This window comes from Aquimarina brevivitae, assembly GCF_004216895.1.
Lineage (GTDB): Bacteria > Bacteroidota > Bacteroidia > Flavobacteriales > Flavobacteriaceae > Aquimarina > Aquimarina brevivitae.
Window position 1 is genome coordinate 99,047 of the sequence record NZ_SGXE01000002.1, and the last position, 23,039, is coordinate 122,085.

14 protein-coding genes are annotated in these 23,039 nt (G+C 37.2%); 5 read left to right on the top strand and 9 right to left on the bottom strand.

The window, feature by feature from the left end; genetic code table 11:
* Positions 1 to 580 precede the first annotated feature (580 nt).
* From EV197_RS08275 to EV197_RS08295, 5 genes are all read right to left on the bottom strand, one after another.
* Positions 581 to 1,120, bottom strand: a complete 540-nt coding sequence (locus tag EV197_RS08275; RefSeq protein ID WP_130286291.1) for a hypothetical protein — start codon at positions 1,118 to 1,120, stop codon at positions 581 to 583.
* A 1-nt stretch (position 1,121) separates the two neighbouring features.
* Entirely contained in the window at positions 1,122 to 6,629 is a 5,508-nt protein-coding gene (locus EV197_RS08280) for a DUF6443 domain-containing protein (RefSeq protein WP_130286292.1), read from the bottom strand.
* A gap of 11 nt (positions 6,630 to 6,640) precedes the next feature.
* Positions 6,641 to 10,198 carry an RHS repeat protein gene (locus EV197_RS08285; protein ID WP_130286293.1) on the bottom strand — a complete coding sequence of 1,186 codons (3,558 nt, stop codon included), beginning with the start codon at positions 10,196 to 10,198 and terminating at the stop codon, positions 6,641 to 6,643.
* 99 nt (positions 10,199 to 10,297) lie between these two features.
* Positions 10,298 to 13,102, bottom strand: a complete 2,805-nt coding sequence (locus EV197_RS08290) for a CHAT domain-containing protein (protein WP_130286294.1) — start codon at positions 13,100 to 13,102, stop codon at positions 10,298 to 10,300.
* Positions 13,089 to 13,571 carry a hypothetical protein gene (locus EV197_RS08295; protein WP_130286295.1) on the bottom strand — a complete coding sequence of 161 codons (483 nt, stop codon included), beginning with the start codon at positions 13,569 to 13,571 and terminating at the stop codon, positions 13,089 to 13,091. Before EV197_RS08295 ends, EV197_RS08290 begins: the two co-directional genes overlap by 14 nt.
* Before the next feature lie 89 nt (positions 13,572 to 13,660).
* Between EV197_RS08295 and EV197_RS08300 the strand changes: the two genes are divergently transcribed.
* From EV197_RS08300 to EV197_RS08320, 5 genes are all read left to right on the top strand, one after another.
* Complete coding sequence (locus EV197_RS08300; protein ID WP_130286296.1) at positions 13,661 to 14,224, top strand: RNA polymerase sigma factor; 564 nt, start codon at positions 13,661 to 13,663, stop codon at positions 14,222 to 14,224.
* The gene (locus tag EV197_RS08305; RefSeq protein ID WP_130286297.1) at positions 14,221 to 15,015 is read left to right on the top strand and encodes a zf-HC2 domain-containing protein; all 795 of its coding nucleotides are present in this window, start codon (positions 14,221 to 14,223) and stop codon (positions 15,013 to 15,015) included. Before EV197_RS08300 ends, EV197_RS08305 begins: the two co-directional genes overlap by 4 nt.
* A 93-nt stretch (positions 15,016 to 15,108) precedes the next feature.
* Entirely contained in the window at positions 15,109 to 16,041 is a 933-nt protein-coding gene (locus EV197_RS08310; RefSeq protein WP_130286298.1) for a peptidylprolyl isomerase, read from the top strand.
* Between the two features lie 216 nt (positions 16,042 to 16,257).
* Complete coding sequence (locus tag EV197_RS08315) at positions 16,258 to 17,052, top strand: hypothetical protein (protein WP_130286299.1); 795 nt, start codon at positions 16,258 to 16,260, stop codon at positions 17,050 to 17,052.
* Positions 17,036 to 17,566 (top strand): YfiT family bacillithiol transferase, encoded by a 531-nt coding sequence (locus EV197_RS08320; RefSeq protein WP_130286300.1) that lies wholly within the window; start codon positions 17,036 to 17,038, stop codon positions 17,564 to 17,566. The genes EV197_RS08315 and EV197_RS08320 overlap by 17 nt, the downstream gene beginning before the upstream one ends.
* A gap of 2 nt (positions 17,567 to 17,568) precedes the next feature.
* Here EV197_RS08320 and EV197_RS08325 read toward each other — a convergent pair whose 3' ends face one another.
* From EV197_RS08325 to EV197_RS08340, 4 genes are all read right to left on the bottom strand, one after another.
* Complete coding sequence (locus EV197_RS08325) at positions 17,569 to 18,135, bottom strand: thioredoxin family protein (protein ID WP_130286301.1); 567 nt, start codon at positions 18,133 to 18,135, stop codon at positions 17,569 to 17,571.
* Between the two features lie 55 nt (positions 18,136 to 18,190).
* Positions 18,191 to 20,704 carry a M14 family metallopeptidase gene (locus tag EV197_RS08330; RefSeq protein WP_130286302.1) on the bottom strand — a complete coding sequence of 838 codons (2,514 nt, stop codon included), beginning with the start codon at positions 20,702 to 20,704 and terminating at the stop codon, positions 18,191 to 18,193.
* 85 nt (positions 20,705 to 20,789) lie between these two features.
* Complete coding sequence (locus tag EV197_RS08335; RefSeq protein ID WP_130286303.1) at positions 20,790 to 21,158, bottom strand: PUR family DNA/RNA-binding protein; 369 nt, start codon at positions 21,156 to 21,158, stop codon at positions 20,790 to 20,792.
* A 76-nt stretch (positions 21,159 to 21,234) separates the two neighbouring features.
* Positions 21,235 to 22,992 (bottom strand): ABC transporter ATP-binding protein, encoded by a 1,758-nt coding sequence (locus tag EV197_RS08340; protein ID WP_130286304.1) that lies wholly within the window; start codon positions 22,990 to 22,992, stop codon positions 21,235 to 21,237.
* Between the last annotated feature and the right edge of the window lie 47 nt (positions 22,993 to 23,039).

Genomic DNA, 23,039 nt, shown 5'->3' on the forward strand with positions numbered 1-23,039 from the left:
ATATCAAAAAATCACAATAATCTAATAGTTATGTTAAAAAAATAGAATATTGTGTATTTTGACACTACTTTGATCAAATGAAGTTCATAGTACAGATCTAAAATCCTTTAGGCTATAAAAGGATCAAAGTTTGCTGATCGGACAATCAAAAGAGTTCAATTGCATTGCTGTAGATGGACTACCGTGTTATTTTTACAAAATGTCAGAACGTTGTCTAAGGTCAGGAAATTGAAAATTTGATGATGATTAACTTTGAAGAGCTTGGATGTAAAACTAAAGTCTATCGCATAAAAAACCAGCTACAATCTAATGTAACTGGTCTTTGTCTTTATTAAACGCACGGATTACAAATCCGCGCTATCTGGTTAATAAAAAAACCAGCCACATCAATGCAGCTGGTCTTTGTCTTTATTAAACGCACGGAAAACATTTCCGCGCTATCATATCCGAGCGATCTGGTCTTTGTTTAATTTAATAAATCGTATTTGTGAACCGCACGGAAAACATTTCCACCCGATTGGATTTTCAATCATTACATGCTTCGAAGTTACAAACTTCGAAGAGCGGGTCAGGTTTATTTTTATTTAATCTTTATCGTTTTAAATGATTTAAGAAGTTCTCTATGTTCATTATCTGTTAGGTTGTTACCATATACATAGAGATTTTTTCCTTTCGGCAAACCTTCAAAATAAATTCCTGTTGTACCATTTCCGATTATTTTAGGCGCACTAATTTTTGCTTGATAATTATCAATACTATCATACATATAATATTCATTGTGGAAAGTTCCTTGATTTTGGTCGATATTTGGATACTTTGAAAATATTAAATCATTTACTTCAAAACCTATAGAATCTAATTTTTTGTATTCTTTCAGGTCATTAACCTTGAGTACTAAATCCATTTTGAATGTATGATTTCCGTAATCAAAAAAAATACTGTCTCCTGAATTAGTAGAAAAACCTCCTACATAAGAATCAATCCCTTTTACATCAAGTTTATTCCAAGTTCTAGGAACTGTTATTTCAAAACTATTAAAGTCTATTACCTTATTTTGTTGGCTATTATTACAACCTGTCAATATTATAAAAGACAATAAAAAATGATATTTAAATTTCATCTTATTGTGTGATTTTATTCTTCTTTATAAATTTTTGAGCTTGCGTCTTTATTGACGTTTTATATTCAGTTCCTCCATTATTCGATTCTTTATAAGTGCCATCACCTTGTGAGTGGACTAACATTCCATATTCTCCTCCAACCATTTTTCCACGGTCTATTTTGGATAAAGCTGTATTTCCATTAATACTTGCTCCCATTAATCCTCCTCCTTTTGAGTGTCCAGGACCATAACCCAAATTATGCCCTAATTCGTGTTGAGAAGCTTCATTAAAAGAACCATTCGATAAAGTTCCTCTTTCTACTGCTGATACTCTACCTCCTAATTCAGCTTTTCCGACTGGGTCTTTTCCAGATGCAGTAAGTGCTGGAATTTCGTCAACCAGCATCATTACGTGGTCGTTTTCTCCGACATCATCTAAAGAACTCACTACTTTATATTCAATATTAAAGTCAGTAACATTATCGTTTGATAATAGATCGGCATCAACATTATACGCAGAGGCTTTACCCTCAAAATTACTTAAACTAATTGTTCCACTTTTTTTGCTAAACATTGTTTTAGTTAAATCATCATTTGGTCCAGCGACAACAGAAAGAGTAACCGTTACGCTAACGTCTCTTTGAACTCGATTGCCTGCTCTTTTTGTATTAGATACTTTCTTTATGACGTCATCATCTCCACCACTGACAGGCATCATCCCATCAGGATCCATAAAGTAGATAGGATTATCAAAAGCATAGTTATAAGGCGAGTGTCTACGCATCTGTTCAGCTAATGGATCAAGGTTCATCCAACGACCTAATTCAGGGTTATAATTACGCGCTGTAATATCAATCCATCCTAGGCCTAATTCATCTTGTTCTTCTTTTCCACCAAATCCATAATTATGCTCCGATACAATTAGGTCATTATATCCCTTATGTTGTAAGCCAAAAGGGTAATAATTCTTTTCCTCCAATATTTCGTGTGCATTGTCATTATCTCCGTCAACATCTGCGTCATTACGTAAAACATCAATTTTCCCATCCTTGTCGTTATCTGCGTATGAGAGTCTGATGTTTCCTAAATGATCTTTAAACTGATACACATAGTCATACCTCTCGACTCCGCTCGAGGTGACCGTGGGTTCGATGTACCCTTCGGGCGTGTTAAAGAATTCCAGATTGCCATTTTTATAGATGTAATTACCTGCATAATCCGTTGTTGTCACAGCACTTCCCTCCGTTGCAATTTTTCTTAGTTTTGCTCCGGTGGCATCGTAAATATAGGTAATATTTCCGTTATGCGCATTGGTATTAACGTTAACAGTAGTCGGTAAATTTAAATGGTTATAGCTAATACCAGTGATACCCTTGTTGTTATCCGTAACCATATTACCATTAGCATCATAGGTATAGTCTGTACCTGTTGTTGCATTTTTGGTAAATCCAAAAGGTTCTGGTGATGCTTCGGCCACTGCTTTTAGCTTATTGCCGCCATCATAGTAGCTATAGGTAAGATCATCCATCACCCCAAAACTGGTAGCAGCTTCGTTGATATGCCCACCACGTTGTAGTGTCAGTAAATTACCCATTTTATCATAGGATACGTTACTTAGATTATAACGGTTGTCACTACTAGTACCTGCGGTAATACGGTTAAGCGCATCATAGTCATAGGTATAATGACGCTGTATATCATCATTAGCCGTTCTCCATAGCGTTTCGCTAATGTTACCGTTGTATAAAGCCGTAGCTCCGTTTTGCGGATCGTTATAATTGATCCCAAACCCAAACAGGTCATTACCCAAATTGGTGACATCATTGATACCTTTTAACCAGCCACGGATGTTGTAGGTGTAATCCACTTGTTGCAAGCCTCCTCCGGCTCCCCCAGAGGGGGAGAGTTGGCCTCCTATGTTTTTGGAAACTAATTGTCCTAGTTCGTCATAGGTATTGGCTACAATCTGCTCTGTATCCTGGTTGTTGATGGTTTGTTGTTGATTTAAGAGCCTACCCATATGATCGTACTCAAAGGTGTCTACTGTAACCAGGGTTTGTCCATCTTTGATGTGCATACTTCGGGTTTTTAACACCTTACCGGCAAAGTCAAGCTTATTTAAGACCCAATCTTCTGTACCCAGATACTCATTAACCAGGTGTGTTTCCCAGGCTCTACCTTTGTTATCATAATAGGTAGCTGTGGTGATCCAATTGTCGGTTTCGGTTTCTAAAACTTTAACCTGAGATACGGTGGGTAACCCTTTAGCATTAGCTGTAGCTGTCATACCCTCCCAGGTACCAGCGCCGTTTGCTGGATTAAAAACAATTATGTCGCCAACTTCGTAATCGTCGTAGTAATTCACGGTTAATACTTCTGCACTTAATGTATTGGGATAACCTCCGTTATTATAATACATCGCTACGCCACCTATAAGCTGACTTACATCTCTGTCTACCCATAGATTCCCGGTAAAAGCATTGATTTCATCTTGTAGTACAAGGCGATCACGATCATCACTTTTTATACCTGTATACGCTACACGACCTAAAACATCGTACTTAGTAAAGAGCCATTCGTTATTAGCACGTTGATTTGCATCTTGAGTCAGTACAGGTTGATCCAGTTTGTTGTATACGATATACTCCCAACCCTTACCTGGTATTTTCTTTTCGATCAGTCGGTTGCGGTAGTCGTATTTGTACTGATAACAGAGCTCATTGAGCTCATTTGAAGATACGCCATCGTCAGTATTGACCTTGGGTGGTAGTACGTACGTTAAGTTACCATAATCGTCATACACATAATAGGTGTCAACCCCCTCCGTCTCCCCCAAGGGGGGAGTGTCTATAAATGTTCTTTTTAAGATCACTCTGCCTTGCTTGTCCTTATACTCTCGCGTAGTTCTTAAGTCTCCATCCGTAGGCTGCCAGTTTTCGTCTTTGGTTATGGAAACATACAACTCTTCTGCCGGGTAATGTCCTTGTTGTACCAATTCTGGAGCTTCTGTGTTACCGTCGGTAAATCCTACTTTAAAGTAGACTACCTCTTCTGTGTTATTGGTATCCCAATCGAACTTTATGGTATTGTCGAGATCTGAATCCGGTAGGGCCATCCAAGCGGTTCCCGGAGCCCCCTGTTCTACCACACGATTTAGTGGGGAGGATTCAAAAATACTTTCTGCATAGGGGTTAGGGGCTATGGTTATACCCATGGCTGTAGTAAAATCTTCAGGATACTTGTCTTGATAGTACGCACCAATAGCAGTGTTTACATCTACGGTTTGATAGCTGCCCGGTGCTGAATTACGTACAAACGGTAAATACTGCTTGTCTTGTCTGCCAAAACCATCATATTCGATATGGGTAATGATATCTCTAAGGTCAGGAGTAGCTTTGATACCTATCTGTTGCTTGGCCCGCCCAAGACCATCAAAATAAGAAATACTTTCAACAACATCTTTATTGTATTGAATGTCTAGGCTATCGGTGAGAGGTACTTGATAGGCTCTGGTAAACACATAATTTTCATTACTAAATACAGGTGCTTGATAGGGCCTAGCGCTACATCCTTCAAAACTACCAGCCACTGCCGGACAAAGATCCTCAGCGTTGGCCACATAACCGTTTGGAGCGGTACATTGTTGTAGGGTTTGATCGGCATCTCCAAACCCATCACCATCAGTATCTGCATACCATACTGTACCCGGATTCAAAGAGGGGTCAGCATCATTACAATCTGTAACTGGCAACACAATAATTGTATAGCCTATACCCGGATTAGCACATTGCACAACAGTACTTGCTGCATAATTATCCTGATCGGTATCCAGGTACCAAACGGTATTTGGGTGAATGGCTGCATCGCTATCATTACAGTCAGTTAGCGGAAGCGCTGTTGTGGTATAACCCTGACCAGGACTGGTACATTGTGTAATTTTACTAATCGCAAAACCATCTCCATCGGCGTCTAAGTACCAGTCTGGTGCTTGATCAATGGTATAGTTTATTGTAGTAGCTGGGCTCCAGCATCCGGTGCTATTGTTTCTGGATCTAATGTAATAACTGCTACCGCTTGTTAAGGTGATAGAAGCTGAGGAATTAGCTAAGCTGGTTCCGTTGGCAGTGCTTTGCCAATACCAGGTAAACGTGTTCAATACGGGTCCTCTTGTTAAGATTGTGGCTCCACAATTGTTGACAACTGTAATGTTGTTCAAAGCAGGTGCATTCGGTATAGCATGTACTTGGTAGGATACCGATCTTGCCGGGCTCCAGCATTGTGTGCTATTGTTTCTTGCTCTCAGGTAATAGGTATCACCACTAGTTCTGGTTACAGAAGTAGCCGAGTTAGTAGTGCTAGTGCCTCCAGATGTACTTTGCCAGTACCAGGTCTCTCCACTAGGTGGATTGCCTCGAGTAAGTAGTGTACTACCACAGTTAGTAGCAACTGATGGAGCCGAGGGCATATTAGGGTTTTGGTGTATCGTATAATTGAGTACGGTTGTTGCGCTCCAACATCCTGATGTATTGTTCCTAGCCCTTAAATAATAAGTGTTTCCGGTCGTTCTGGTAATTGCGACAGCAGAATTTGCTGTACTGGTACCTCCGGAACTACTCTGCCAATACCAAGTGATACCATTAGGTGGTGTTCCTCTTTTAAGCACAGTTTTGCCGCATTGGTTATCTATGGTAGCGGTTGGTTTGCCAGGTTTTTGGTTTACCGTATAATTGATTCTTTTTGATGGTCCCCAACATCCTGAGGCATTATTTCTACCTCTAAGATAGATAGTACCATCAGAGGTTTTGGTTAAGCTTTGACTGGCATTTGTAGTACTGGTCCCTGTAGCACTATTCTGCCAATACCAGGTTTCAAAGGACTGATTATGCGCTCCTTTTTCAATTGTTGTGCTGCCACAGTTTTTTACAATAGAAAATGTGGTGGTTGATGCACTTCGCTCATCAATCTGACCGTTGCAGTTGTTATCGATATTATCTTTAATACATGGCTCAGTCGCCCCAGGATTAACCGCAGTATTTGTATCATTACAATCTCCACCTATACTGATGTAGCCGCTAGGTTGAGTGCAGCTAGTGATAGAGTTATTTGAGAGACCATACCCATCGCCATCTGCATCTCGATACCATACTTTATCAATATTAATATTAGGATTATTGTCATTGCAATCATTGGCATTGCTTACGTATCCAGTTATGGGGTAGCAATTTTTTCTAGAATCAGCACTATTACCATACCCATCACCGTCTGCATCACGATACCAGGTTCTTAACCCTTTTACAGAGCTATCCGTATCATCACAGTCAAAGGTTCCTTTAGCGATATAACCATTTGGCTTAGTAACGGAACACATTGATTGTAATCCGTGGTACCCATCTCCGTCTGCATCTCTATACCATCGGGTAGCATTGGGATCCACATCGCTACAATCATCTCCACCAGATGGTGGCATCAATTGACTCCATCCTACAAATGGTAAACATAGTATTAAGTATATATATAATTTTTTCATCTCTTAGCGATTTAATTTTTGTAATTGTATTTGTTTTCTGAAATCAGATGGCCATCGTTATCTTTTATAAGCTGTAATCGCCCTAAAGAATCATATTGATAGCTAGTGGTATACCCGCGTGGATCAGTTACACTTTTGATTCCGATTAACGGGTCATAGGTATAGGTGGTAACCGCTGAATTTGAAAAATAGGGATGCGCCCTTAGGGTATTTAACTTTTCTTGTAATGCTATTTCTTCTAGATTGGTGTTTTCTTGATCAGAGTCAGCCTGTATAGCAGCGATTAAATCCAATAAATCCTGTGGCATATCAGTATATGAGGCATTGGTAATTTTTGCCACTGGATATTGCTTGTGATATCCCCAAATAAAAATGCTGTGGATGCCATTTGGCTGTGCTATTTCTATAGGATTGAGACTACTGTCGTATTTATGATATACAATTCTGGATTCAGGTTCTGATGCGCCTTTTCCTACCTGGATTTCTGAAGGTACATATAGACCGTTGCCTTCTTGTCGGTATAGCGTTTGTTTTTGTCCCAGTAGCGTAGTGGTCTGTTCTCCACCAATACTATCTACTTGAAAACGTTCTACCTTGACCACTTCAGTTAATCTATTGGCATCAACCATAGCCATATGTGCTGTAGAGGAGAAATCCTTTGGGTAATAAAATGTGGTTTGTAAACTATCGCTGGTGTTTAACACTTTTTTTGTGGTTCTGGGAAGATAATCGATAGCGGGGTCAAAATCCGTTTCATTGATCGTGGTTACTTTTTTATCCTCGAAATACTGTGTGGAAATCGTTTGGTTTAGATTACCCGCGCCAGCCTGAATTAGGTTTCTACGCAGTTGTAATGTTGATAACGAAAAATCCTGTAAACAGATACTATTTGGATCGTCGCAAGCTGGTGGAGGCATCGGAGCAGGAGAGGCTGCAGTACCGTTAGGTCCTAAAACATCAGAGGTCGATCCTAAACTACCACCAGTCCATAGGGGTTCTAAATAGCGATATCTATATTGATTTGTGGACTCGTCAAAATAAATTTGAATGTACTTCGTACTGTTGTCTTCATTGTGATCCAAGGATAGACTCACTGTCGAATAATACAATGGGTTTTCATAATAGCTTTCACTGGTAGCTAAGGTGTCGTTATCTTTATTGAAAACATAATTTATTGCCTCTTTACCTACCTTGTAGTTGGCTACAAAATTATTGGTATACGGTCTTTTGCCAAAAGATGTTATTCCATCGGAGCCTATATTAAATTGATGAAACGTATACCCATTATGGTCATCTGCAGTAGGCATAGTACTCTGTTGTATAACCTTTACTGCTTGATATACCACGTGGGGTTGATTACTTGAGCTACCGGATAATCTATGTAAGGTTGTAATGATTTGATTGTCTATACCATCTGACATTGTTCGGGTCACCGTATAGGCTAGGTTAGGATTGAAAATAACCCTACCAGAGCTGCCATTACTACTGGTGGTATATCGATATACTTTAGAAGAGGCTAGGGTTGCATTGTCTTCATAATCTTTTATTGATTTTATTCGTAATCCTGCTTTTAGAAATTCGCCATTGCTCTCTGAGGTATCAAAAGTTTCTTCTCGATACACCCGTACATATTGATAACCACTCATGGCATTTACCAGGGTTAGTTGGTAATTTCCTGCCGCTAGGTAAATTTGTCGTTTATCAGCAGAACCATAGGAACTCCATAGCATGTTAACCGAATACTGACCAGTCGACTGATTTATGATTTGATTATAGGGTAGCGGATCAGCATTATATGCAGGAGAAGAAGGGTTGTCTGACATATGTTTAAACAAATACGCAGCCGCATTATTTTGTCCTTCGATATTATACTCTAACTCGTAGGTATAGCCCTCTGGTATGGTAAATACCGAACTATTAATTTTTGGAGGGAATTGGTATTTATCTATACAGTAACTACCACAAACTGCACTATTAGTTTCATCTTCACCACCGGTTAGGCTTAATGATCCATATACAACTTCTCTTGTTTCGGTTGTAGCAGAGGATCCAGTAATAGCTCTATGTTGTTCATACTCAAAAATGCTATGCCCACCCGTAGGATATGTTATTTTAGAAAGCATTCCTATTTTCATATATCCAAAATCGGGAGTTCGGTCTGCTCCTGTATATTTATCACCATTTTTTACATAACTTGGATACAGTACATCGTTGTTTTTTCCATTATAATATCCTAAGTAATCCTGGGCCCGCGAATTTTTATGAGGTAGTTGTTGGGGTGAAATGTATGTCAAGGAATAGGTTTTGGATTCGGTGTTTGAGCTACCAAATATTTCAACTTGATCGAGCTTAAGTCGCAATTCCATATGGTGCTTAGAGGCGGGATTTTCGTTAGCCGTAATACCGAAGTAACTGTGATAAAGTTTTACTCTTTTTATTGGGTTGTTTAAAACTGGCGGGCTGTCATTTGCTAAATTGGGAGCGTGAATAGTAATTTCATCAATCGCAGAAGCTACCGTCAACGGTAAATCCAAGCGGTTCTTTAATAGCATAGAAACCAAAAGATTGTTATTATAGCTTATTGAGGTAAGCATCTTTTGACTTATCCAAGTTTGCGGTATGAATGAGCCACCCTTAGCTGCACTTATAGTGTGTCCTCCGGGGTTTTCTCTTAATTGGTTGGTAACGTGGCTAACCGGTGATGAGGTAAATGGCTCTGACCAATAACCAGTACTGGTATAGTTAAATTCATAGGTGTCTTGTTGAAGTGGAGAGATGATTTTGGTAAGCAACCAAGAAGACACATATTCTTTTACAATACCTCCAACAGAGCCAGCATCGTTACCTTGCGTTTTTGTAAGTTCTAATTCCTCAAAAATATATTGCGTACCGTTTTCACTGGTTACTAACCATTTATTTATATATCCAGATCCAAGATAGGTAACTTTATTTCTTGGATTTTTTAAACATTTCGCTGTAAGGGTTTCAGGGTCAATTACCACCATATCATTTAAACCTGGGGCATTGATACTATAGTAATCTAGCTCTATGTCTATTCTATTGTCGTTAACATCTTCTAGAAAATCAAAATACGCAATTGCTTCTTGTGCGGAGTCAAAGGAAAAATTATTTTCTCTATACTGCAGATAAGAAGCTCTAATAGTAGTATTGAAAATGGTATTGTAATCTGAAAAAATATAGTCGTCTGGCATTCCGTTGACAATTCTCGAAACACGTCCACCTATATTTAGATTCCAACTTAAACCAACATTTGTAGCTTGTTGTTCTACCTTTATAGCTTGACCGTCATAGGTTAATGCCATTGGTAGAGTAAATTCCTTGCCGGTATGTTGATAAAGCGGTATACTAACATTGGCAGTACCTGTATACAAACCTACGTCGGTATTACCATAGCGTTGAAATGCTGCAGTTTCGGGTGATTTGGCAGCAGCTGCGATTCTGGAGAGTTCCCCTCCATAATCAATACTTAGATCATTTTGGCTATTATCTTGCGCCAAGCAAGTAAGTCCTGCTAGTAGGAGAAAGGCCAGTATTTGTCTTGAAATCATAGTGTAGCTTTATAATTTTTTTACTTAACTACACTGATGTTCTTTAGGTCATAAAATTGTTACTACGGAATTTTAAAAAAAATCAAAAAAAATAAAAAGTTACTTTTTCCTTCGTTGATAGATATAGGCAGTCAAGAAGATAATTATTAGGCACAAACCGATACAAAGCAGTATTATTTGGTAATTGTGTTGGGGTAGTAATTGCCCAGTATCGCCAATAAGAATAAGTGATGCCCAATAGTGCGGAGAAGCTTCTGCACCCTTATGATTTTTAAGATACTCCAATTTGGCTTTATGCAAGGCTTCGGGTTTTGTAGCTCCTTCACTAAGGTGCTTATAAAAGTTTTTGGTGATTTCTGCAGTTGTCTTGTCATTAGTACTCCATAAGGTGGGTATAACGGTATGGGCTCCAGATTTAAAGAAACCTCTTGCCAGGCTTAGCACCCCTTCGCCCCGTCGAATTTCTCCTATAGAAGTATTACAGGCACTTAGTACGACAAGTTCTGCCTGACTTTGCAAACTATTTAGTTCTAATTCGGTTAATTTTTCATTTCGAAATGCAATCCAAGGAGCTACCTGATCTGAGGCATCTGCATGCGTTGCCAGATGGATAATTTTATACTTGTTCAGTTCGGTTATAAAATTTTCTTTTGTTGCCTGGTTTTCCAAAAGTAAGCTTCCGCTATAGTAGTTTTCAATAGCTTCAAGTTCTTGTTTGCTGCTGGGTAACGCTGCTAAGTTGTTGGAAAACTTAAGAGGAGCAACACCAAACAAATCATGTTCAGGTTTTCTGGTAAGGCTTGAGTTTTTTTCAAGAAAGGATAAAGAATACGCATAAGCTATTTGACATTGTTCAATAAGATAGGCAGGTTGATCTGTATTGGTAAGTAAAGCCTCAAAAGGAATAAAGTTTAGCACATGATCGGTGATGATGGTTACTTTTTTACCTTCTACTATTCTTCGTAGTTCAGCAGGAAACAGGTTTTGGTAGATGGCAAATGCTTTAGCATTATAGTTTTTTTGATCCTCTATTGTTTGGAAAGGTTTATCAAGCAGACCTCTGAGTGTTTTAATATCATCGATTAGTGTAGCAATATTGTTTATTTTATAGAGCTTATTCTGATCTTTAGATATAATCATTCCATAGGCATATGGAGTGGTATAGCCCATTCTTTCTGCCATAGCGAATTGAATAATGATTTCATTACTTTTGACGTTTACTTTTGATAATGGTAAAACATCTGGCATTTTTCTTGAAACAAAATAGCCAGGATAATAGTGGGATATGGAATCGTGAAAACGACGTAATTCTTCTTTTTTATCAAAAATTGCAATAGCAATAGCATCTTTTTTGGTGCCGGTAGCTGTTTGTTTTTCTTCTTGTAAAAAAGAAATACTATTTTTAAACTCCAATTCTCTTCGAAGCAAAGCTTCCGGAAGTTTTGCTTTACCGATATTTAGGTCCTTCATTAATAGTAAAGACTTATTTTTTTCCATGAGATAAAAGCCTTTTTCTAATAAATTACCTTGATAACATGCTTCTAAACCTAAAATATAAATCTCTGAAGCGAGATCACGCCATTGAAGTTTTGTTTGCGGTGAGGCATCGGAGGTCAACATCAGCTCTATAAGATTATCAGCTAAATCTAAAGTAGCCAAAGCGTTATGGTAAGAAGTAGCATCTTTAGTAGTTCCTGCATTATCTATATGCGCTTCTACTTTGGCTTTTAACACTTCTAATAATTCTGATTTTTCTTTTACAGCATTTAACTGTTGTTGATTGGGTTGCCAATTAGGCCTTTTTTCTTTAGCGTCAAAAAAGGCTTCAATTGATTGCTTGTAGCATTGGATTGCTTTAGTGTAGTTTCCTTTTTTATAAGCAACCTTACCATTACCAAAATAAATTAATTTTAATAAATGAGGTGCCTGATCCACCAATTCTAAGGATTTGTTAAAAAAAGTAATAGCTTTATCAGTGTCAACATCCACGTGGGCTAATCCTAGGTTGTAGTAGGTAGAAGATAATAAGCCTTTGTGTTCTAATTCTTCTGCTATAGTAAGACTTTTTTTATAGTAGTTTATCGCTTTGAGAAGGTTTTTATTATTTTTACTTATCAAGTAATCTTCATCCCCTCTCTCGTGGTATTGGACTCCTAAATTTAATAGGATTAAATAACTATCTTTTTGGTTGGGTTCTTTAAGGAGTTTCGATAAAGAGTCAGCGGTTAAAAGGTGCCGAATAACCTCTTTACTAGTTTTTTTTTGCCCCATATTTCTATAGGAAAATGCTACTTCAATGTGGTTTTTAATTATTTTTTCTTGATCTACTTTTGGGTCAAGAAATTCAAATATTTTGAGCTGGTTTTCAACGGCATTATAGGGGTCTTCCAGAATATCATAAATTTCTGATAAATAACCGTACCCTATGATATTCAACTTTTTGTTTTTAAAAGGTACAGCTTTAGTAATAGCTACAATTGCTTTATCGTATTGTTCGTATTTTTTGTAAGCAAAACCTAAATTAAGATAACTATTTTTTAATAGTTGCTCATCAAAGGGAACTGCCTTTTTTTTAGCATCAATTGCTAGTTTAGTATATAAAATGGTGTTGTCTTTATCTTTTTTTCGATAATAATATTTACCCAATTCATGAGCGTCATCACCAAGTTGTTTAAAATTATTATCAATTTTATAGTGATTAAATAACTGAGTGTATTGAATTTTTTTTATCGAATCAGTAGCCGTACTGGATAGTATAATATCTAATGCAGTTGATATATCCTGAGCAAATGAAGTGTAGGAAATGAGAAGGAAAGTAAAAAAATGTAAGAAGGGAAAGAGAGGTCGCCTTCTTACATTTTTTGTAGTGTATTGAACAATAAAATATTTCTTAAATACCTCCATGGAGTGGTACTTCTTCACAAGAATTATAAACGGTATTGTCTATTAATGTAAGTGTATACCCTAATATAGTTGGCATTTCGTCATCGGGTTTAGGCGTTGTCGTCGGATCATTTTCTACAACGGCCTTGGCGTCAGTAGCATTGTTTTGTCCATCAGTTTTAATGACATCATACAACTCTTGACAAGGCACACGCCATTCGTCTACTTCTATACAAGCATCCTCATTAAGAACAAGAACTCGACTAAACATATGTTCTCTGGCATAAGCTTCGAAATCGTCTCTTTGCTGTGGTGTCCATTCTCTTGGATAACGTACAAAAAAATTGCACCATTCAGTATTGAGCCAATGCTTAGAAGATTCTTCAACTGTTAATGATTGTTCACTTCCGTTAATTTCTTGTTCTTCTGTTGAGCATCCTTGTATTCCAATCACAAGAATCGCTACGAGTACTAAAGCGATTTTTTTCATAAAAATATGTTTTTGTTTTAAAATTATTAGTATGTTCCCTTATCATACAAAAATTGGTCCAAAAGTATAAAAAAAAGTTAAAATAATAGATGTCCGATAACGAAAGCCTACTTAATGATGTCGCCAATGGGGATAAGATAGCTTTGCAGCGGCTATATACAGTGGTGTTTCCGAAAATACATTCTTTTGTGTTAAAAAATAAAGGGAAGCAAGAAGACGCAGAAGACGTATTTCAAAAAGCATTGATGCAAATTATCGCTAGGTATAAGGTTAAAGGGCTATCCATAGAATCTTCCTTTGAGGCCTTTTTATTCACTGCTTGCAGAAATTTATGGAGAAGAGAGTTAAATAAACGAAAAAAGGTAGTAACAAATCAAGAGGTAGTGGAACTCTATAATGAAGCAGAGGATATGACAGCAGCTACCTTAGAACAAGAAAAGTGGGAGTTGTTTCAAGAAAAGCTCTTAGAGTTATCAGAGAACTGCAAAACCTTGTTAAAACTCTTTTTTAAAAAAACTCCATATAAGGATATTGTTAAACAACTAAGGTATAATTCAGACAATGTGGTAAGGCAACGTATCTTTAATTGCAAATCACAACTGACTAAAATGATCACAAACGATGTAAGGTTTAAGCATCTTAAAGAATTATGAAAGACGTGTTTGAACATATAGACAGATACCTGGATGGAGAATTAACTGCTGCAGAACTGGAACGTTTTGAAGAGGAATTGCAATTGAATCCAGAATTACAAGATCAGGTAAAACTCGAAAAAGATATGCGGGCGCTACTTTCTGATGAAGATTGGATATTGGCAAATAAAGCGGCTGTAGCTGATAGTGAAGAGGGTAAACGATTCAAAGCATATTATCAAAGTACCGAAGCTGATGAGGTCAAAAATAGTATTGCAGCGGTTATAGCGGACCGCAAAAATAATGACAGACGAAAATTTATTTGGTTGTCCATTGCCGCGTCTTTTGCCGTGTTGCTTGCATCGACATTTGTAATCTTTAAAGATGGTGGAACAAGTGATTTATATGCAGAATATATAAATAAAGAAGAGCTGCCTTCCATGATTACCCGGAATTCAGGAGGAGGAATCCTGGATAAAGCACAATCGCTGTTTGATAATGAAAATTATAAAGAAGCTATCAAGAATTTTGAAAACTACCAATCCCAAAGTGAAGTCATAAATCCATTATCTTATATTTATTTGGGGATTTCATATCTTGAAGTGGGCGCATACAGCAAAGCAAAAAACCAATTTAACTTACTAGCAAAATCAAACACTTTACAAAGTGAAAAAGCAAATTGGTATTTGTTACTTACAAGCTTAAAACAAGGAAATAGGAGAGAAGCACAACAAATTTTAAATCGCATTTTACAATCTGAAAGTTCTTATCATTACGATAAAGCATTGGCGATTAAAAAAGCACTTGAGTAAGTAGGCAGGCTGAATTAAAGTAATATCTTTTGCTTCAGTACCTAAATCCTTATCTTTGCCTTTTTATCTCAAAAATTACATAAAAATAGAACTATGCAAGACGGTTTATACGCTAAATTTAATACACCAAAAGGAGAAATACTCGTAGATCTTGAATACACTAAAACACCAGGAACGGTAGGTAACTTTGTCGGTCTGGCCGAGGGAAACTTGGAGAATGACGCCATACCACAGGGTAAACCATATTACAATGGACTTAAATTTCATAGAGTGATACCAGATTTTATGATCCAAGGGGGTGACCCACAAGGCTCAGGCGCCGGTGGTCCGGGATATCAGTTTGATGATGAGATCCATCCCGATCTTAAGCATGATGGACCAGGGGTATTATCTATGGCAAATGCAGGACCAGGGACTAATGGAAGTCAATTTTTTATAACACACACTGCTACGCCTTGGTTAGATGGTAAGCATACTGTTTTTGGTAAAGTCGTAGAAGGGCAAGAGGTTGTAGATGCCATTGCTCAGGGTGATACCATAGATGCTATAGAAATCGTGCGTGTAGGTGAGGAGGCGAAACAATTTAACGCGGTGGAGTCTTTTCGACAATTCAACGGAGCCAAAGCTGAGCGCGAGGCTGCTGCTAAAAAGAAATCCGAGCAGTTGTTAGAAGAACTAGCCGCTGGGTTCGATAAAACAGAAAGCGGTTTGCGCTATAAGATTATCCAACAAGGAACAGGTGCCAAAGCAGAAAAAGGTAAAATGGTATCAGTACATTACAAAGGAAGTTTAGCAGATGGAACCGTGTTTGATTCTTCGTATAAAAGAAATCAACCTATCGACTTTTCATTAGGTGCGGGACAGGTAATTCCAGGATGGGATGAAGGTGTTGCGCTACTTAGTGTTGGCGATAAAGCACGTTTTGTAATCCCGGCTCACCTTGCCTATGGAGCTCGCGGTGCCGGAGGTGTAATTCCACCTAATGCAACTTTGATATTTGATGTAGAATTAATGCAGGTAAAATAATAGTAGCCTCTAAATAGTTATTAAAAAAACTCCTGAAGCATTCATGAGTTTTTTTATTTTTTACATAAGAATTTCTTATTTACAAGTATTTTTCGATATATGCTGTTGATAATTAGTTCGCTAAATCATTAGGTTTTTAATTTATTAATTAGATATTTGTCTTTGATAAGTGGCATTATTATTGAATGATGTAACCTTATTTTAGAATATTAGATTATGAGACAAACACTATTTCCCCTAGTATTAGTTTGTTTGGTTAATGTAGCTTTTGGGCAAGTAAACAAGGAGACACTTACGGCTATTAATGATCAAGTGCAGATTATTGATGGTTATAGTGATTCTGAAGTTTTTACCCTGGATCCAGAAGAATTTCTTGATCGCATGGCAGATCATGGAGCTGAACTTAATGGATATTATGAGCACGAAAGGCTAAAAAAAATAGTACGAAAGGTTGGGTATCGAACTGCTGACATACTAACAACGTTTTATTTTTGGAATGACGAATTGATTCACGTTATATATCAGCATCGACCTTATTTTGAAACTACCGCAGCTAACGGGCAGAAAGTTTATGACTACGGTACTACCTATGTAGCCTTTGAGTCCAAACATTACATTGATAACGGTAAAGAAATTAAAAAAGAAACTTCAGGTAAACCTTTAGCTGATGTAAAACCTGAAACCGCTTTTGTAAAATATGCTACTAAGATGAAATCCCTATTGGATAATAAATATTACAATAAGGAGACCTATCAAGCATTACAAGGCAAATGGTTGTTTGTGCAAAGTACCAATGACTATATTGTGTTTGACGGTACGATCCGCTTCAACTTTTATAATGGAAAATTTAGAAACCGACTTAAGACAAAAATTGAAGACGGTGTTTTGACCTGTTGGGTACCTATGGATGAACGTATTTATCAATACAAGATTGTAGAGGTGACTGAGGATGTACTGACCTTGACAGACCTTTTTACAAAAGAAGAATTAGTTTATGCCAAAATTGAATAAACTACAATACCCGATCGGTACATTTTCTTGCCCTGATCTGATATCAGAAGAACTACTTAGGCAATGGATAGCCAGCATAGAAACGTTACCAGAACGTATTGAAAAACTTATACGTCCGTTTAACGAAAAAGATTGGGCAGCTACCTATCGACCCGGTGGTTGGAATGCAAGACAGCTGGTGCACCACATTCACGATAGTCATCATAACGGATATATACGTTTCAAATGGGCAATGACAGAAGATACACCTGTTATTAAAGCGTATAATGAACAATCCTGGGCAGAACTCTTTGATTCAAAATCTGCTCCGGTTGAATTATCCCTTAACCTCATCAAAGCACTACACGCTAAGTGGGTGTATTTTTTAAAAGGGCTAAGCTTAGAGGATGATCTTCAAAGGGCTTTCATTCACCCTGAAGGCAATGTTACCCTTACACTAGCTGAAGATATTGGTATTTATGCCTGGCACGGGGAGCATCATCTGGCACATCTTCAACTCATTGCAGATCGATAACCTTATGGTTTTTCAGTTTTCCATTTGATATTACACCCTATGCTTGGTTTTTGATTTTTGGAAACCGTTGCATTTCTTAATACAGCATCTAAGGCCTGTCTTAGGTCTCTACCATTAACGGGTATACCATTTCCTGGTCTAGAGTCATCAAGTTGACCTCTGTAAATCAATTGTAATTCTGCATCAAAAAGATAAAAATCTGGAGTACAGGCTGCATCATATTGCTTAGCAACTTCCTGAGTTTCGTCATAAAGATAGGGAAAGGTATAATGATTTTTCTCCGCTACTTTTCTCATATTTTCAGGGCTATCCTGAGGGTAGTTTATCACATCGTTACTGCTAATAGCCACAAAGCCAAATCCCTGTGCTCTATAATCATTGGCTAAACGTACAATTTCTTGATTGACGTGGATGACAAACGGGCAGTGATTACAGATAAACATCACTACAGTACCGTGCTCTCCTTTGACATCTGCCAAACTAACACGCTCGTCCGTAACCGTATCAAGCAGTTTAAAGTCAGGTGCTTTAGTGCCTAAAGGAAGCATATTTGATGGAGTCCTTGCCATAATTTTTCTTTTTACCTGATTAGTCTCTCAAATTATATATTTGTTACACTACCATTTACATCTCATCGCTAAAAAAGATGGCATTCATCAATAGCTTATTGGTTCCGTACCAAAACGCTCTAAAATTGGTATTGTCTGTAAAAAGTATATTATTTCCTCTTCCTAGACTTTGATGTTTAAAGGGTACAGTGGTAGCCAGAGAATCTAGATTTTTAGAACTGATATATCCACTGAGAAGTGGTGATTTGGTATATTGAATCGGATTGTTATAACTCTGCTCATCTGGCTCAATAAAAATCGTTGTATTTCTAAACAATGCAATTTTATCATTTTTGTATCCAAAGTTTATAGGATGCGATCGGTCAATATTGGCTTCAAAAATAGCACCTCCAATGACTTGGGCACCAAAGAAATCGCGTCGCTCCTCAAAAGAGATGTTTTTAGCGATATTTTCAGTTTTTTTAAACTCTATTTTTAATAGGTTATTGTTCTTAAAAAAGCTAGCGGCATTTCGATATCCAATAAGTGTTCCACCAGATCGAATCCAAGCTTTCAATTTATCAATAGCAGTTTTTTCAATGGCAGTTCCCCAGGCATTCGGTAATATAATATGAGTGTATCTGCTTAGATCCAATCGCGAAAAATTATCGGTGGTGATTTTAGTAATAGGTATATCGTAGCGTTGATCCATCAGGTGCCATATTTCTCCGGCATCATAAGGCGTAATACCGGGTCCTGTCATCAAGGCTATTTTAGGCAGGGTAATTGCCCTAAATTGATTACTACCTAGATCAATACCCTTAGTTAAACCGGTAGTTACACCATCGATAGCTACTGAGTTTTCCTTAGATAATTCCTGTAGTAGGGTATACAACTCCTCTTTGTCTAGTTTTTGATTTTGTACCGGGATAAGTATGGTTCCATAATCATAGGATTTGCCAGCTAAAGAAAATGTTTGCATACCTACTTTAGCGCGCAACCCTTTGTTAAGTATTTGATATAATACTTTTGGGGTGTAATACTCGTGCCATTCCATTAGGTATGCGTAGTCACTTTTGGTAACTGGCGGTGTGGTTGGTTTTTTAAGTTCAGTGATCTCAGTTCCGATTAGGTTATCATCATTACTTTGTGTATAATCCAAATTAAACGCAAGTGGGAAGGTCCAGGCAGAAATGTCGTAAAATAAGCTATCTTCAAAAGTAGTTCGTTTTTCAAAAATAGCTTCAATTAATTTGCCTTGCCGTTGGTTTTTTGGAACAACATAGCTGTGGTTTTTTTTATAAGCAATGTCATTTAGTTTTATATCTTTAGTGAGCTCGTGAAATTTAATTTTATGACGTTTTAAAATTTCTGCAAGATGGTAAGCGGAAGCTGCATCTTTTTCATTTCCAAAAACGTAATATCCTTTTGTTTTAGAAGTATTAGCGGTATTGTAGAAGTCTCTTTTGTAATTAAGAAGCTCCGTGCGCATGTTTTGAGCAGCTTCTAATGTAGATAAAGCTGCCGTAAATTGATTTCTTATCGTAAAGGGAAAGGTTAAAATTCCATTTTCTGTTTCCTGTGCGTGCCCTCTAGAACTACCTTGCTCAAATAATATTCCAATTCCTCCATTAATATCAGGAAAGGTAGATCCTTTTCCATAGTAAAAATCGTCAAAATTTTCCTCAGTGTAGTAGAATGAACCTAATTCATCAAACGCCTTAGCATGATATTTTGCAATTTCTTTGGTTAGTTGTTGATTCAACTTAGGGGTTAGGGGATGGGTACGAGATTGAATACCAGGCTGAAAAAAGAATGAGCTATTGGAACCCATCTCATGATGATCAGTTAATATATTTGGGTACCACTGGTGGAATGTTGCTATTCTGGCCCTGGACTCTGGTAATTGTACAGGTAGCCAGTCTCTGTTCATATCAAACCAATAATGGTTAGTTCTACCTCCTGGCCAAATTTCGTCATATTCTCTATCTTGTGGATCGGTGGAGATATTTTTACTTTTGTTGGTGTTTGCCCAATACGCAAAGCGCTGTAATCCATCTGGATTAAAGGATGGGTCAAATAGAATCACTACATCATTTAATAGTTTATCAATAGCAGCACCTTCTGCTGCTGCAAGATAATATGCAGCTACCAAAGCAGCATTGGATCCACTCGGCTCATTACCGTGTATTGAAAAACCCTGGTACACCACTGCAGGCAAATAGCTTAAATCAATATTTTCCGCGCCAGGAGCGGTTAATGCTTGATGTTTTTGCTGAATTTCATCCAGGCGTTTATGATTTTCTACTGAGGTAATCGTTAGAAGTAATAAAGGTCTGTCTTCAAAAGTGTCGCCCCTATCTTCAATAGTTATTCTTGGAGATGCTTCTGCCAACGCTTTCATATAGGTGACTAATCTATCATGACTGACGTGCCATTGCCCTGGTACAAAGCCAAGAATTTCTTGTGGTGTAGGGATTTCTGTATTATAACGTATATCTTTAGGTAAATAATAGCCTAAGGATAGGTCATCTTGGGCATTTGCGAGTACGGTGAAAATTAGGAGAACTAACGAAATTCGTTTCTTCATTACTTTAAAATTACAGTGTGTGCGGAATATAAAAAAAAACCGCCTCAATTATTGAGGCGGTTTACATAACTTTAACTAAGTTTTTTTAAATATCATCGAAGCTTACATCTGTAAAGCTGTCTGTGGTCACTGTTTCTTTCTCGTTATCGTACGATTTTTGATAATCTTTTTGATGTCTTTCGCTAATTACCTCTTCCCCTTTTTCATCGATGACAAACTCTGTCATTTCATTTAGGATCTCTTTAAAGCCTTCGAAGTCCTCTTTGTAAAGATAGATTTTGTGCTTTTTGTAGTGAAAAGATCCATCATCATTAGTAAACTTTTTACTTTCAGTGATTGTTAGATAATAATCACCGGCTTTAGTAGCTCTTACATCAAAGAAATATGTCCTTCTACCTGCTCTTAAAACTTTTGAGAAAATTTCTTCTTTCTCCATCATTCCATTATCACTCATAATTCTTTTGCTTATTAGTTAGTATATTATGATGGAACCAAAAATCCAAAAAAATTGTTAATCGGACAAAAAAAAACTAGATTTCTTTTTCGCTAAGCTGTTTTAGGTAGAGTTCTTTGTAGTATCCTTCTTGGCTTACGAGCTGGTTATGAGTGCCTTGCTGGATTATCTTACCGTCCTCAAGTACTATTATTTTATCAGCATTCTTAGCTGTAGAAACCCGATGACTGACAATAAAAGTGGTTTTGTTTTTCGAAATTTTGTGTAAATTATTTAAAATTTCCTCTTCTGTTTCGGTATCAACAGCAGATAAGCAATCATCAAAAAGAAGGATTTTTGGGTCTTTTATGATAGCTCTTGCAATGGAAACTCGTTGTTTTTGACCACCTGATAAGGTGATTCCCCTTTCACCGAGAACAGTGTCGTATCCTTTTGAAAATCCAATGATATTTCGATGCACTACGGCATTTTTTGCAGCTTCAATAACCTCTTCATCACTGGCTTCTTCTTTGCCAAACTTTATATTATTCTTTATGGAGTCGCTAAATAAAAAGGCATCTTGGGGGACATAACCAATATGTTTTCTGAGCTCGTCGAGATTAAGTTGCTGAATCGGAGTATTTCCGATACGGATAGTTCCTTGACTAACATCATATAGTCTGCCAATCAAATCGAGTATGGTGGATTTTCCGGAGCCTGTTTTGCCAATGATTCCTATAGTTTCGCCAGCGGCAACTTCAAAACTAACATTTTTGAGAGCTACTATATTAGTATCATCATAAGTAAAAGAAACATTGTCAAAAACTACATCGCCCTGGATTGGTGTATGTTCGGTTACAGTATTACTAATTTCGGGCTCCTGACTTAAAAATTCATTGATCCGAACCTGCGAAGCTTCTGCCTGTTGTACAATAGAGCTTACCCAACCTACTGTGGCGACCGGCCAGGTTAGCATATTGACAAATATGATAAACTCAACAATTACTCCGAGGTCTTCTATTTTTCCGTCTAAAAACTGTTTACCACCAATATATATGACAATGACATTACTTATTCCAATTAGTAAAATCATTAACGGAAAAAATAGAGCCTGTACTTTGGCCAGGTCAAGATTTTTGTCCTTACTATCATTGGCTAGGTTTTTAAAATCGTGCTGCGTTTGTTCTTCAATCCCGTAGGCTTTGATCACCGTGATTCCACTAAAGGATTCTTGTGTAAAGGTGGTTAGTTTTGATAAATACTGTTGTACAACAGTACTTCTTTTATGAATGGTAACACTGAGTTTGTAAATGGATATGGATAATATCGGAAGAGGGACAATGGTATAGAGCGTCAGCATAGGAGCTATACTGATCATATAACCTATAACGACCACAAATAGGGTAATGGTATTGACACTATACATAATAGCTGGTCCTACATACATTCTAACCTTTGAAACATCTTCACTAATGCGATTCATTAAATCACCAGTTCGATTTTTCTTGTAAAAGTTTAACGAAAGACGTTCGTATTGTTGAAATATTTCATTTTTAAGGTCATATTCAATAAAACGTGAAACCACAATAAAGGTTTGACGCATTAAGAAAGTAAAAAATGCAGATATCAGTACAGCACCTAATATTAATAGAATATTGGTCATCAGACCAGATTTAACTTCGCTAATACTACTAACTTCTCCATTGATATATTGCTCAACTATATCAACGGAATCACCAACAAATTTAGGCACTGCTATGGCAAAAATGCGAGCTATGATAGTGATTATTAATCCAATTATTAATCGAAATTTATACTTTAGAAAATACTTATTAAGGTGGCGAAGTGCGCGCATAAAGATTTATTCTAAAAAAAGGTTGAAATTATTATATTCTTAAAATT

Excerpts from the sequence above, each read along its gene's own strand:
- EV197_RS08275 (WP_130286291.1), bottom strand. The coding sequence starts at position 1,120 with ATGAAATTTAAATATCATTTTTTATTGTCTTTTATAATATTGACAGGT.
- EV197_RS08280 (WP_130286292.1), bottom strand. The coding sequence starts at position 6,629 with ATGAAAAAATTATATATATACTTAATACTATGTTTACCATTTGTAGGA.
- EV197_RS08285 (WP_130286293.1), bottom strand. The coding sequence starts at position 10,198 with ATGATTTCAAGACAAATACTGGCCTTTCTCCTACTAGCAGGACTTACT.
- EV197_RS08290 (WP_130286294.1), bottom strand. The coding sequence starts at position 13,102 with ATGGAGGTATTTAAGAAATATTTTATTGTTCAATACACTACAAAAAAT.
- EV197_RS08295 (WP_130286295.1), bottom strand. The coding sequence starts at position 13,571 with ATGAAAAAAATCGCTTTAGTACTCGTAGCGATTCTTGTGATTGGAATA.
- EV197_RS08300 (WP_130286296.1), top strand. The coding sequence starts at position 13,661 with ATGTCCGATAACGAAAGCCTACTTAATGATGTCGCCAATGGGGATAAG.
- EV197_RS08305 (WP_130286297.1), top strand. The coding sequence starts at position 14,221 with ATGAAAGACGTGTTTGAACATATAGACAGATACCTGGATGGAGAATTA.
- EV197_RS08310 (WP_130286298.1), top strand. The coding sequence starts at position 15,109 with ATGCAAGACGGTTTATACGCTAAATTTAATACACCAAAAGGAGAAATA.
- EV197_RS08315 (WP_130286299.1), top strand. The coding sequence starts at position 16,258 with ATGAGACAAACACTATTTCCCCTAGTATTAGTTTGTTTGGTTAATGTA.
- EV197_RS08320 (WP_130286300.1), top strand. The coding sequence starts at position 17,036 with ATGCCAAAATTGAATAAACTACAATACCCGATCGGTACATTTTCTTGC.
- EV197_RS08325 (WP_130286301.1), bottom strand. The coding sequence starts at position 18,135 with ATGGCAAGGACTCCATCAAATATGCTTCCTTTAGGCACTAAAGCACCT.
- EV197_RS08330 (WP_130286302.1), bottom strand. The coding sequence starts at position 20,704 with ATGAAGAAACGAATTTCGTTAGTTCTCCTAATTTTCACCGTACTCGCA.
- EV197_RS08335 (WP_130286303.1), bottom strand. The coding sequence starts at position 21,158 with ATGAGTGATAATGGAATGATGGAGAAAGAAGAAATTTTCTCAAAAGTT.
- EV197_RS08340 (WP_130286304.1), bottom strand. The coding sequence starts at position 22,992 with ATGCGCGCACTTCGCCACCTTAATAAGTATTTTCTAAAGTATAAATTT.